Raw genomic sequence first — 12,091 nt, 5'->3', positions numbered from 1 at the left:
GTTAATAAAGCACGCTTTTCGGGCTCTATGGAGATACTCAGCATGGCCTCCAAGAAGACCAAGGCCGCCAAGTCCAACAGTACCGCGCTGCCTGTGGGCGGGATTGCTCCCTACAAGGAGAAGAAGGGTGAGGAGTACATGAACAAGGACCAGCGGGAGCATTTCCGCAAGATCCTGCTGGCGTGGAAACAGGAACTCATGGAAGAAGTGGACCGCACCGTCGGCCACATGAAGGAAGACGCCGCCAACTTCGCCGATCCCGCCGACCGGGCCACCCAGGAAGAGGAATTCAGCCTGGAACTGCGCACCCGGGACCGCGAACGCAAGCTCATCAAGAAGATTGACGAGGCCATCAGCGATATCGACGCCGGCGACTACGGCTATTGCGAGGCCTGCGGTATCGAGATCGGCATCCGCCGCCTCGAGGCCCGCCCAACCGCCACCCTGTGCATCGACTGCAAGACGCTGCAGGAGATCAAGGAAAGGCAAATGGCGTGAGGGCAGGTACAAGGGCAAAGATACAAGATACAAGGGGACGCCCGGCAATGCCGGGCGTTTTCTTTGGATCTTCCCCTTGTACCTTGGCCCTTGTACCTTGTACCTGATGTCGTACATTGGCCGTTTCGCGCCCTCCCCCACCGGCCCCCTTCACTTCGGCTCCCTGGTGGCCGCCGTGGCGTCGTGGCTGGATGCGCGGCGACATGGAGGGCGCTGGCTGGTGCGCATGGAGGACCTGGATCCCCCGCGGGAGGTGCCGGGGGCGGCCGACGCGATCCTGCGCAGCCTGGAGGCCTTCGGCCTGCACTGGGACGGGCCGGTGCTGTACCAGAGCACCCGCGGTGAAGCCTACGAGGCCGCCCTCCTGCAGTTGGGCAAGGCCGGCCACGCCTTCGACTGCGGCTGCAGCCGACGCGAGGTGGCCCAGGCGGGGCTTCCCGGGCTGGATGGGCCGATCTATCCGGGCACCTGCCGCGGCGGTCTGCCGCCGGGCAAGCGTGCCCGTGCGGCACGGCTCCGAACGGAACCCGGCATCATCGAATTCGCCGATCGCGTGCAGGGGGTCGTCGCCCAGGATGTGGCCCGGGAGGTAGGAGATTTCGTCATCCGGCGAGCTGACGGGTACTTCGCCTACCAGCTCGCCGTGGTGGTGGACGATGCCTTTCAGGGGATCACGCACGTGGTGCGCGGACTCGATCTGCTGGACTCCACACCCCGCCAGATCCTGCTCCAGCGGCTGCTCGGCCTGCCGACCCCCCACTACCTGCACCACCCGCTGGTCCTGACCCCGGAAGGCGAAAAACTCTCCAAGCAGACCGGCGCGCCGCCGGTGGACATGAGCGATCCCGTCCCCGCGCTCATCCGTGCCCTGGAATTTCTGGGCGAGCCGGTGCCCGAAAACGCCTCTGCCGGGCCGCCCGAAGCGATCCTGCATTGGGTTGCAGCTAAACCCGAATCCGCACAGCGGTAGATCGGGCTTCGGCCCGACACCCGCGGCCCCGACGATCAACGGTGTCGGCCTGAAACCCCACCTGCAGGGAGGGACAGAGTTTTAATTCATCCTTCATCCTTCATCCTTCATCCTTCATCCTTGGCCACTGCCTGTTACAATCCGTAACAAGCCCACCCCGAACCGGCCGCCCATGGACAAGACCCTGCTGCTGTTCCTCTTCGGCGTGCTGCTGTTCGCCTCACCCCTGGTGGGGTGGTGGACCGCACCGGGCACACACGTGCTGACGGTCTATGTCCTTTGGGCCGTGCTGATCGGTCTGATTGCCCTGGTGGCCTATCGCGATGAACGTTGAACTCGCCATCCTCTATGCGGTGGGGGTGGCGTACCTGGCCCTGCTGTTCTTCATCGCCCACGCCACGGAACGGGGCTGGGTGCCGGAGGGCATCGTCCGTCACCCCCTGGTCTACGCCCTCTCCCTCGGGGTCTATGCCACATCCTGGAGCTATTACGGCAGCGTGGGTTTTGCCCAGGAGCAGGGCTACAACTTTCTGTCCATCTACCTGGGCGTGACCCTGGCGTTCGCCCTGACGCCGGTGATCCTGTCACCCATCCTGCGGCTGGTGCGCGACTATCAGCTCACCTCATTGGCGGATCTCTTCGCCTTCCGCTACCGGCACCAGTTCACCGGCCTGCTGGTGACGGTGTTCATGCTGGTGGGCATCCTTCCCTACATCGCCCTGCAGATCAAGGCAGTCACCGAGTCCGTGGCCGTGCTCACCCGGGAGGCGCCGCCTCACCTGCTGGCCCTCGGTTTCTGCGCCACGCTGAGTCTGTTTGCCATTCTCTTCGGGGCGCGCCATATCACGCCCAGGGAAAAGCATGAGGGGCTGGTGGTGGCCATCGCCTTCGAGTCCGCCGTAAAGCTCATCGCGCTGCTGATGGTGGGCGCATTCGCGCTTTTCGGCATCATGGGCGGCCCCCAGGCACTGGGGGAATGGATCCTGGCGCACCCCGAGGCCATGGAGGCCCTGTATGCACCGGTGCGCGAGGGCTCCTGGATGACCCTCATGCTGCTGGCCTTTGCGGCCGGCTTCCTGCTGCCGCGGCAGTTTCACATGATCTTCGTGGAAAACATGGACCCCCGCGCGCTGCGGGTGGCGGCCTGGGCCTTCCCCCTGTTCCTGCTGCTGCTCAACCTGCCCATCCCGCTGATCCTCTGGGCCGGTCAGGCGGCACAGGTGGGCACGGCGCCCGATTACTACGTGCTGGGCCTGTCCGTGGAACAGGGCTACGGCTGGGCGCTATTCACCTTCATCGGCGGGGTGTCCGCGGCCAGCGCCATGATGATCGTGACCACGCTGGCGCTCGCGGCCATGTGTCTGAATCACCTGATTCTGCCGGCGCGCTACCAGAACCAGGCCCTGCCCCGTCACAACCTCTACACCTGGCTGCTGTGGGGCCGGCGCATTCTCATCGTGCTGATCATCGCCATGGGCTACGTGTTCTACCGGCTCATGGAGTTTCACCAGGGGCTGGTGCAGATCGGCCTGATCTCCTTCGTGGCCGTGGCCCAGTTCCTGCCCGGGCTGGCGGGGCTCCTGTTCTGGCCCCGGGCCACCCACGTCGGCTTCATCGCCGGCCTGATCGGTGGCATCACCGTATGGGTGCTGGCGCTGATCGTGCCGCTGCTGCAGCAGTCGGGGTTTATCCAGAACGAATTCAGCATGCAGGCCCTGTTCAACGCCGAAGGACAGGACCGCTGGGCCTTCTCCACGTTCTGGTCTCTCGCCGCGAACAGCGTGCTGTTCGTGCTGTTCTCGCTGCTCACCCGACCTTCGCCCGAAGAGCACGAGGCGGCGCTGGCCTGTCGCATGGAGCAGGTGGAGCCGCCACGGGGCCAGCTGGAGGTGCAAAGTGTCAAGCATTTCGAGGAACAGCTGGCCCAGACGGTGGGGCCCCAGACAGCGTCCCTGGAGGTGAGCCGGGCGCTGGCGGATCTGGGCCTGAAACCCACCGAGACGAGTGCCGGCGAACTGCGCCGCCTGCGCGAACGCCTGGAACGCAACCTCTCCGGCCTCATGGGGCCGCTGCTGTCGCGCATGATCGTCGACGACCGCCTGCGCGTGGACCCGCACACCAAGGTGGCCATTGCCGACAGCCTGCGCTTCGTGGAAGAACAGCTGGAGCACTCCAATATCCGCCTGCAGGGACTGGCGGCGGAACTGGACACACTGCGCCGCTACCACCGCCAGGTGCTCCACGAACTCCCGCTGGGCGTTTGTTCGCTCACGCCGGACCGCGAGATCATCATCTGGAACACGGCCATGTCGCTGATCTCGGGCATCCCCAGCCAGCAGGCCTCCGGCCGGCGGCTCAGGCAGCTGGGCGAACCCTGGCACGGGATCCTGCGGGCCTTCCTGCGCGGTGACGACCGCCACCTCTACAAGCTGCACATCAACATCCACGGCGCGAGTCGGTGGATCAACCTGCACAAGTCCGCCATCGAGGCGCCGGGCACCCTCACCCCCGGGGCCCTGGCGGGCGGCACGGTGATCCTGGTGGAGGATCTGACCGAACTGCACAGCCTTGAGAGCGAGGTGGCCCATAACGACCGGCTGGCCTCCATCGGGCGGCTCGCGGCGGGCGTGGCCCACGAGATCGGCAACCCCCTCACCGGCATCGCCTCGCTCGCCCAGAACCTCAAGTATGAACAGGACGACACGGAACGCGAGTTCACCGCGCAGCAGATACTCGAGCAGACCCGGCGCATCAACGACATCGTGCAGAGCCTGGTGACCTTCAGCCATACCGGCGAACTGCCCGACACGGCACGCACCACAGTGGACCTGCATGCCTGCGTGGACGAGGCCATCCAGCTGGTCCAGCTGAGCGAGAGCGCCAGGGAACGCAGCTGCGAGAACCTGCTCACCGAGGGCATTCGGATCTGGGGCAACTATCAGCGACTGCTGCAGGTGTTCGTCAACCTGCTCAACAACGCCATCCAGGCCTCCCGCCCCGGTGACCGGGTGCGCGTTGCCGGCGAGCCGCGCGGCGACTTCGTGGAGGTGCAGGTGGAGGACGAGGGCGGCGGCATCCCCGAGTCGTTGCTGGACCGCGTCTTCGAGCCCTTCTTCACCACCAAGCCCCCCGGCGAGGGCACCGGTCTCGGTCTGTCGGTGGTGTACAGCATCATTCAGGACCACGGGGGCGCCGTATACGTGGAGAACCTGCCTGCCGGCGGTGCGCGTTTCACCCTTCGTCTGCCCATGGAAGATGCCGCGCCCCTGCAAGACGCCCAGGAGATCATGGCCACATGAGACATATCCATATCGTCGAGGATGAATCGGTCATCCGGCACGCCCTGCGACGCCTGCTGGAAAGGGAAGGTTACCGGGTCAGCGACAGCGGCTCCCTGGCGGAGGCACGCAACCTGTGCCGGGAGCAGAACCACGACCTGGTCATCAGCGACCTGCGGCTGCCGGACGGCGAAGGCACGGAACTGCTGGAGGACTGCGGAGACGTACCGGTGCTGATCATGACCAGCTACGCCAGCGTGCGCTCAGCCGTGGAGGCCATGAAGCGCGGCGCGGTGGACTACATCGCCAAGCCCTTCGACCACGACGAGGTGCTGCTGTGCGTCGACCGCATCATCAAGCAGCACAGTCTGGAGCAGGAGAACGCCCGGCTGCGCTCCGACCTGGATGCCGTCTACCCCGTGCAGGGCATGGTGGGCACCTCGCCCACCATGCGCGCCGTCTGCAGCACGGTGGAAAAGGTGGCCCCCACGGACACCACCGTGCTCATCCGGGGCGAGTCAGGCACCGGCAAGGAACTGGTGGCCCGAGCCCTGCACGAGAAGAGCCCGCGCGTCGACGGCCCCATCATCGCCGTGAACTGCGCCACGATCCCCGAGGGTCTGGTGGAATCGGAGCTCTTCGGCCACGAGAAGGGCGCCTTCACCGGGGCCGCACGCGCCCACCGGGGCCTGGTGGAAGCCGCCAACGAGGGCACCCTCTTTCTGGACGAGATCGGGGAGCTGACGCTCGCTGCCCAGTCCCGGTTGCTGCGTGTCCTCCAGGACGGCGAGATCCGCCGCGTGGGGGCCACGGGCAGTCGCCGCGTGAACGTCAGGCTGGTGGCCGCCACCCACCGGGACCTGGAAAAGATGGTGCGTGACGGGCTGTTCCGCGAGGACCTCTACTACCGCCTCAAGGTGATGGAGATCCAGCTGCCGCCCCTGCGCGAGCGGCGCGAGGACATTCCGGAACTGTCCCGCTTTCTGCTGACCAAGGTCTGCAAGCGCCTGCGGCGTCCGGAGCCGGAACTCACCGCCGGGGCCCTTGCCGCCCTGGCGCAGCATGACTGGCCCGGCAACGTGCGCGAACTGGAGAACGCCATCGAGCGCGCCGTGATCCTCTCCGACGGCGCCCCCGTCACAGAGGACCACCTCGCGCTGCCCGGGGGCAGTGCACCTGGCGGACATTCACCGGAACTGAGCCTGGACGAGTACTTCCGGCGCTTCGTGCTGGACAACCAGGGCCACATGACGGAAACGGAGCTTGCCCGCCGCCTCGGGATCAGCCGCAAGGCCCTCTGGGAGCGCCGCACCCGCATGGGTATACCCCGCAAGGCGGGGTGAGAAGCAGTGGCAAGTCTCAAGTGGCAAGGAAAACCACCCTCACCCCAACCCTCTCCCTGAGGGAGAGGGAGTAGACCCCCTCCCCCGCTTGCGGGGGAGGGCTGGGGAGGGGGCCCTTGCCACTTGCCACTTGAGACTTGCCACTGCCTTTGCGACGGTTTGTCCATCGCCGACCAATTCAGTACTTGATTCTCGCGTAGAAGGTCTGCTCGGCCGCTTCACGGGCCTCGCGTAGGGTGCGAATTCCTTTCTCCGCGAGAAGCGGGAGCATCCTGAGGAAGACCTCGCCGGTCACGATGGCGTCGCCCAGTGCGGTGTGGCGCCCCACCACGGGAACGTTGAGCCGCTCGGCGATCGCCTCCAGGCGGTGTGAGTCCTGGTGCGGGTGTACCACCGCGGCCAGGAACAGGGTGTCGAGCACGGGCTGGTCGAACACCAGCCCGGTGAGCTTCTCTTTCATCTGCAGGAAACGCATGTCGAACGCCGCATTGTGACCGATAAGCACGGTATCGGACGCAAAGGCGTGGAAGGCGGGCAGCACTTTGTCGATGGTCGGCTGGCCAACCAGCATTTCCGGCTGGATGCCGTGAATCGGGATGGACTCGGGCGACAGCGACCGCCGCGGATCGACCAGCTGCTCGAAGGACTCGAACCGCAGCATCTTGCCGTTGACGATGCGCGAGGCGCCGATCTGGATGATCTCGTCGCCCTCGGAGGGATTGAGCCCGGTGGTTTCGGTGTCGAACACCGTATAGGTCAGTTCCGTGAGCAGGCGGTCATCCAGCTCTTGCGACCTTTCCGACCACTTGAACAGGTCAAAATCATAGTACTCGGGTCGACCCTCGCTGCGAATGAAGATGCTGGGTTCGATCTGCTCACGCGGGCTGGTTGCCGGCAACAGCAGCCGGAAAAACGAAGCTTCGTTGCCATTCTTGTCTTGCTCCAGCCATATTTCACCACCGTGACGATCGATCACGTCCCGCACGGTGAGCGGACTGCTCTCGCCTGCAAGCGACATTTGTGCCAGTTCCCAGCTGAGAGCCTTGCCGGTGCTGAGTTCGGGACCAGGCCACATCAGGTCCAGATGCACCAGCCGGCCCGTGCCGGTGAGGCGGAAGCTGACCTCACGCACCTCGAGGTCCTCGACCAGCCGGCTGACCAGGAACAGCAGTGCCTGCAACAGCGAGTAGCTGTCGACCCGCACCCAGATCGACTCGTCCAACTCTGCCAGCCGAACGGTGACTTCAAGACGCGACTCGATGTGCCGCTGAGCTGCCGCCAACAGATCCGCACCGAGCATTTCCATCAGCGGCCAGTGTGCCTTGAGGGTATCTGCAAACTCGCTCGCAGTCCGGTCCAGCGTATCGCTCATCGCTTCGACCTCGTCGTGGATGAGCTTCTGGAAGCGCTTGCGCAGATCCGTCTCCAGGTCCGGATACTCGAGCATCTCGCTGGCGGCGCGAATGTTCGCCAGGGCCGCGCGGTTGCCTTCCGTCAGACGATGCATCATCTGGTCGCGGCGCAGCTCCCGCTCGAAGTCCTGTGTGATGTTTTCGAGCATCAGGATGAAGCCGGTCAGCCTGCGTTCCGAGGGCTCTGCGTCCGCCGGCTCTGTCCCGGCACTCGGAAGGACCGGGGACATGCGCACGCGCAAGAGCTGTCCGCCTGGCCCGGTGGTGATGAAATGGGCGACCGGCTGCGAGACTTCGCGGCGCAGCCCGTCCTGGATCGTCTCCAGCGCGTGGTTCAGCACATTGCGGTCGAAGACCGCGTAGATCGAGCGCCCGAGCCCGATCAGCTCACCACCGCCGGCCATGCCTGGCGCGTTCGACATGCTGCGGAACTCGTGTCGCGCCCGGCTGTTGTACAGGAGGATCCGGCCGTTCAGGTTGCACACCACCACGCTCTGGGTCAGTTCCGCCATGAGCGCCCCCAGCCGGTTCTTCTCCTCCTCGACCGAGCGGTTGGCCCGCTGGATCTGTGCCTCGATGTCACTCAGCAGGGCGTCGCGCTGGTCGGCCAGCGCATTGGTGGCGCGGGCCACGGCGCGCACTTCGGGGGGGCCGGTTTCGGCGATGCGGAAATCCCGGTTCGCCTCCAGCATCAGTTGCTGGTTCTCCGCCATCTGCAGCAAACCACGGACGTAACGCCGATAAAGATTGCGTACCACCAGCACGCCACCGAGGAACGCGATCGCCGTGAGCGATCCGCCGAGAGGGAGCCAGGGTCCCGCCAATTCGATGAGCGCCTCGCGCTCCGCCTCCGTGAAGCGGTACCAGATGACCGAGGTGGTGACCAGGAACGGCCCGGTCATCAGCAGGGCGAGCACGACGATCGCAATCCGAAAACGGGTCTCCGCTTTCACGGGCGATCAATCCGCCAGCATGGCGCGAATGCGCTCGACGAGATCCTTGGTCGAGAAAGGCTTGGTGACGTAGGCATCGGCTCCCAGTGCCAGTCCCTTGGCGATCTCGGTCTCGCGACCCTTGGCGGTCAGCATGAGAATCTTCACTGTGCCAAGCCGGGGATCCGTCTTGATCTCCTGGCAGACCTCGAAGCCGCTCTTTTTCGGCATCATCACGTCCAGCAGCACGAGGTCCGGAAGTTCGGCGCGGATCATCTCCAGGGCCTGTTCACCGTCCCGAGCGATGAGCACTTCGAAACCCTCGCGTTTCATCAGGAACTCCAGCGAGATGACGATGTTCTCTTCGTCGTCAGCAATCAGGATCCTTTGCGCCATTCCCACTTCCCCCGACCGGTCTGTTCAAAATTTCAGTTGGCCGCAACGTCCGGCGATGAGGAGCGCAGCGGTAATACAAGGGTAAAGGTTGCTCCTTCACCCGGTTGCGAGTCCACCCACAGGCGCCCGCCGAAATGCTCGACGATCTGCCGGCTGATCGGCAGCCCGAGGCCCGTGCCCTGCGGGCGGTCCCGCTGGTCGCCGCCCTGGCGGAACTTGTCGAACACGAAGGGCATGAAATCCGGGGCAATGCCGGGACCGTTGTCCGCCACCGTGATCCTGATATGGTCCTCGTCCTCGTCCACGTCCATTTCGACCTTGACCACGCCCTCACCCTTGGGCACGAACTTGGCTGCATTGGACAGCAGGTTGAGCATCACCTGCAGCAGCCGGTCGTGGTCGGCACGCACTGTCGGCACCTGGTCCGGCAAGGCAACCTCCATCCTGGCACCGCGATCCCGGAATACCTGGCGGGTGGCCTCGACAGCATGCTCGACCAGCGCCTTCATATCCACATCCGAATTGTGCCATTCCGCGAGGCCGGATTCGATCTTGGCGAGATCGAGCACCTGGTTCACCAGCCGCGTCAGGCGCTCCGTCTCCGAGACGATGATGGCCAGGAAGCGCGTGCGGTCCGTCTCTGCCATCTCCGGATCATCGTGCAGCATCTCGGACAGGGCGCGGATCGAGGTCAGCGGCGTGCGCAGCTCGTGGGTCACCGAGGACATGAAATCATCCTTCAGCCGGTCAAGCTCCTTGAGCCGCTCATTGGCGGCGCGCAGCTCCTCGGTGACGGCCTCCAGCTCGCGTGACTGCTCCTCAAGCTGGCGTGAATAGGCGCGCACCTGTGAGGCTTCGTCGAGGATGTTCATCACCTCGTCCAGGCCCAGCGGCTCCTCCTGCACCACCGAGGACACCATGACATGCGCCGAGGCGCTGCCGATGGCGCCGGCGAGTTGGGTCTCGGTGAAATGCACCAGGTCGGCGTCCGCCTTCAACTCCTCGATGCTTCGAAAGCCGCGGCTGCGTGCATAATCGCTGAACACCTGCTGCGTCTTGGCGGCACCCAGGAAGCGCGACACCAGCGGCAGCAGGTCCTGAACGTGCGCGCTGCCCCGCCAGAAGATCGCAGGCGCAGCACGCTGGTGCTTCATCACGTCGACAAACAGCGTGGCCTGGCTGGCCTCCTGCCCCGTCGGTGCCCGCATCAGGGACACCACGACGTAGCAGCCGATGTTCGCCACCAGGCTCCAGAACAGGGCGTGGGTGATGTTGTTCATCTCCATGAGCCCGAACAGGTACTCCGGCCGCAGGAACTCGATGCCGAACGGCCCGTGCTCGACGAAGCTCGGATCCATCCAGCCGGACCTCGCGACCGAAGGCAGCATCAGGGTGTAGATCCACACGATGAAGCCAGCCAGCAGGCCGGCGAGCGCGCCCTCGCGCGTGCCGCCGCGCCAGTACATTCCGCCGAGCATCACCGGCGCAAACTGCGCCACAGCCGCGAAGCTGATCAGGCCGATGGCCACCAGCGCGTGCGCTTCGCCCGCCAGGCGGAAATAGAGATAGCCGAGCAGCACCACGATGACGATCGCACCCCGCCGGATACCCAGGAGCAGGCGGGTCATGTCGGGCCGCACTGCCCGGCTGAACCGTTTGCTGCGCAGCAGCAACGGCATGACCAGGTCGTTGCAGATCATGGTCGAGACGGCGATGGTCTCGACGATGACCATGCCGGTGGCCGCGGAGAGGCCGCCGATGAAAACGAACAGCGCCAGCATCTCGGCACCCTGGGCCAGCGGCAGGGACAGGACGAAGGTGTCGGGATCGACGCCCTCGCCACCGTAGTACAACAGGCCGCCGAAGGCGATCGGAAGTACGAAGATGTTGATCAGCAACAGGTAGAGGGGAAGAATCCACACGGCCCGTCGCAGATGGAGTTCATTGACGTTCTCCACCACCGCCACCTGGAACTGGCGCGGCAGGAACAGGAAGGCCAGCATGGCGAGCAGGGTCAGGGCGAACCAGTCACCATAGTCAGCATGCCGGCCCTGCGAAAGGCTGAGCAGGCCGGCCAGATCGGGCAGCTGGGCGGCGCGGCCGAAGATGTCGCCGAAGCCGTTGAACATGCCGTAGGTGACGAACAATCCCACGACCAGGAAAGCGACCAGCTTGACGATCGACTCGAAGGCGATTGCCGCCACCATGCCCTCGTGCCGCTCGGTGGCGTCCAGGTGTCGCGCGCCGAACAGGATAGTGAACACCCCGAGAATGATGGCGACATAGAAAGTGCTGTCCTGGAACCAGTGGGTCACACGCAGGCTGTAAGCCTGCTGCAGGTCTTCGCCCGTGAGCAGGGCGTAGCCCATGGAGACCGCTTTCAGCTGCAGGGCGATGTAGGGGATGATGCCGACCACGGTGATCACCGTGACCAGGCCGCCGAGCAGATGACTCTTGCCGTATCGGCTGGCAATGAAGTCGGCGATCGAGGTGATCCGGTAGGTCTTGGCGATGCGGATCATCTTGAGCAGCAGGAACCAGGCCAGCGCCATGGCCAGCGTCGGGCCGAGGTAGATGGGCAGGAACCAGATCCCGCTCGAGGCGGCCCGGCCGACGCTGCCGAAGTAGGTCCAGGCGGTGCAGTAGACTGCCAGCGAAAGCGAGTAGGTCCAGGGATTGGCGATGATCGATCGGCCCTGCTCGGCGCGCCGGTCCCCGTAATACGCGACGGCGAACAGCGTCAGCAGGTAGGCGAAGGAGACGACAACGACCAGGGTGCCCGATAGCATCGCCTCGGCTCAGTTCGATCCACGTTCGACGATCCAGGTGATCGCCGCAATGACCGCGGCCCAGCCCGCGAACATGTACACGTACAGCACCGGCACGCCGAACACGGTATCGGGACGGTCGAAGATCGCTCCCACGGGGTAATTGAACAGCAGCACCGCCGCCAGGAACACGGCCACCAGGCGCTGTTTCCCCAGATTGTTATGCATTGCAGATTTCCCCGATGACACGCCTTCCACAATTATAGACCGGACGTCGACAGCGACGTCGCTGCAGGGCGCAGACCCGGTCCACGTCAGTAAGTCTCTGTCCGGCGACATCGTTGTCCAGCATGTCCTTGTACTCGCCCTTGCTGCCCGGGTATACCCCGCTTTGCGGGGTAAGTGGCAAGTCTCAAGTGGCAAGTGGCAAGGGCCCCCACCCCAACCCTCCCCCGCTTGCGGGGGAGGGAGCTGTACCCCCTCTCCCTCAGGGA

At 65.0% G+C, this 12,091-nt stretch carries 9 protein-coding genes; 5 read left to right on the top strand and 4 right to left on the bottom strand.

Features of this window, described 5'->3' with window-relative positions; genetic code table 11:
• Positions 1–42: 42 nt before the first annotated feature.
• The 5 genes from dksA (at position 43) to B1C78_RS05245 (ending at position 6,089) form a co-directional block, all read left to right on the top strand.
• On the top strand, positions 43–498 hold the full coding sequence (gene dksA, locus B1C78_RS05260; protein WP_077278105.1) for an RNA polymerase-binding protein DksA: 456 nt from the start codon (positions 43–45) through the stop codon (positions 496–498).
• A gap of 106 nt (positions 499–604) precedes the next feature.
• Positions 605–1,468 (top strand): tRNA glutamyl-Q(34) synthetase GluQRS, encoded by an 864-nt coding sequence (gluQRS, locus tag B1C78_RS05255; RefSeq protein WP_077278104.1) that lies wholly within the window; start codon positions 605–607, stop codon positions 1,466–1,468.
• A 172-nt stretch (positions 1,469–1,640) separates the two neighbouring features.
• Positions 1,641–1,802 (top strand): hypothetical protein, encoded by a 162-nt coding sequence (locus tag B1C78_RS17585; protein WP_175628239.1) that lies wholly within the window; start codon positions 1,641–1,643, stop codon positions 1,800–1,802.
• Positions 1,792–4,767 carry a sensor histidine kinase gene (locus tag B1C78_RS05250; protein ID WP_077278103.1) on the top strand — a complete coding sequence of 992 codons (2,976 nt, stop codon included), beginning with the start codon at positions 1,792–1,794 and terminating at the stop codon, positions 4,765–4,767. The genes B1C78_RS17585 and B1C78_RS05250 overlap by 11 nt, the downstream gene beginning before the upstream one ends.
• A complete protein-coding gene (locus B1C78_RS05245) occupies positions 4,764–6,089 on the top strand; it encodes a sigma-54-dependent transcriptional regulator (RefSeq protein WP_077278102.1) in 1,326 nt (441 codons plus the stop codon). Before B1C78_RS05250 ends, B1C78_RS05245 begins: the two co-directional genes overlap by 4 nt.
• Before the next feature lie 178 nt (positions 6,090–6,267).
• On the opposite strand, the gene B1C78_RS05240 is transcribed toward B1C78_RS05245, so the two are convergent.
• Genes B1C78_RS05240 through B1C78_RS05225 form a run of 4 tightly spaced genes read right to left on the bottom strand, consistent with a single transcriptional unit; the run spans position 6,268 to position 11,825 of the window.
• Positions 6,268–8,454, bottom strand: coding sequence for an exonuclease domain-containing protein (locus B1C78_RS05240; RefSeq protein WP_077278101.1), 2,187 nt, complete (start codon positions 8,452–8,454; stop codon positions 6,268–6,270).
• A gap of 6 nt (positions 8,455–8,460) precedes the next feature.
• Complete coding sequence (locus B1C78_RS05235; RefSeq protein ID WP_077278100.1) at positions 8,461–8,829, bottom strand: response regulator transcription factor; 369 nt, start codon at positions 8,827–8,829, stop codon at positions 8,461–8,463.
• A gap of 32 nt (positions 8,830–8,861) precedes the next feature.
• A complete protein-coding gene (locus B1C78_RS05230) occupies positions 8,862–11,618 on the bottom strand; it encodes a sensor histidine kinase (RefSeq protein WP_077278099.1) in 2,757 nt (918 codons plus the stop codon).
• A 9-nt stretch (positions 11,619–11,627) separates the two neighbouring features.
• Complete coding sequence (locus tag B1C78_RS05225; RefSeq protein ID WP_077278098.1) at positions 11,628–11,825, bottom strand: hypothetical protein; 198 nt, start codon at positions 11,823–11,825, stop codon at positions 11,628–11,630.
• Between the last annotated feature and the right edge of the window lie 266 nt (positions 11,826–12,091).

The sequence above is a fragment of the Thioalkalivibrio denitrificans genome (assembly GCF_002000365.1).
Lineage (GTDB): Bacteria > Pseudomonadota > Gammaproteobacteria > Ectothiorhodospirales > Ectothiorhodospiraceae > Thioalkalivibrio_A > Thioalkalivibrio_A denitrificans.
This window is presented reverse-complemented; position numbering and strand designations above follow the sequence as displayed.

Coding starts and splice junctions, on each gene's coding strand:
- dksA (WP_077278105.1), top strand. CDS start 43: ATGGCCTCCAAGAAGACCAAGGCCGCCAAGTCCAACAGTACCGCGCTG.
- gluQRS (WP_077278104.1), top strand. CDS start 605: ATGTCGTACATTGGCCGTTTCGCGCCCTCCCCCACCGGCCCCCTTCAC.
- B1C78_RS17585 (WP_175628239.1), top strand. CDS start 1,641: ATGGACAAGACCCTGCTGCTGTTCCTCTTCGGCGTGCTGCTGTTCGCC.
- B1C78_RS05250 (WP_077278103.1), top strand. CDS start 1,792: ATGAACGTTGAACTCGCCATCCTCTATGCGGTGGGGGTGGCGTACCTG.
- B1C78_RS05245 (WP_077278102.1), top strand. CDS start 4,764: ATGAGACATATCCATATCGTCGAGGATGAATCGGTCATCCGGCACGCC.
- B1C78_RS05235 (WP_077278100.1), bottom strand. CDS start 8,829: ATGGCGCAAAGGATCCTGATTGCTGACGACGAAGAGAACATCGTCATC.
- B1C78_RS05230 (WP_077278099.1), bottom strand. CDS start 11,618: ATGCTATCGGGCACCCTGGTCGTTGTCGTCTCCTTCGCCTACCTGCTG.
- B1C78_RS05225 (WP_077278098.1), bottom strand. CDS start 11,825: ATGCATAACAATCTGGGGAAACAGCGCCTGGTGGCCGTGTTCCTGGCG.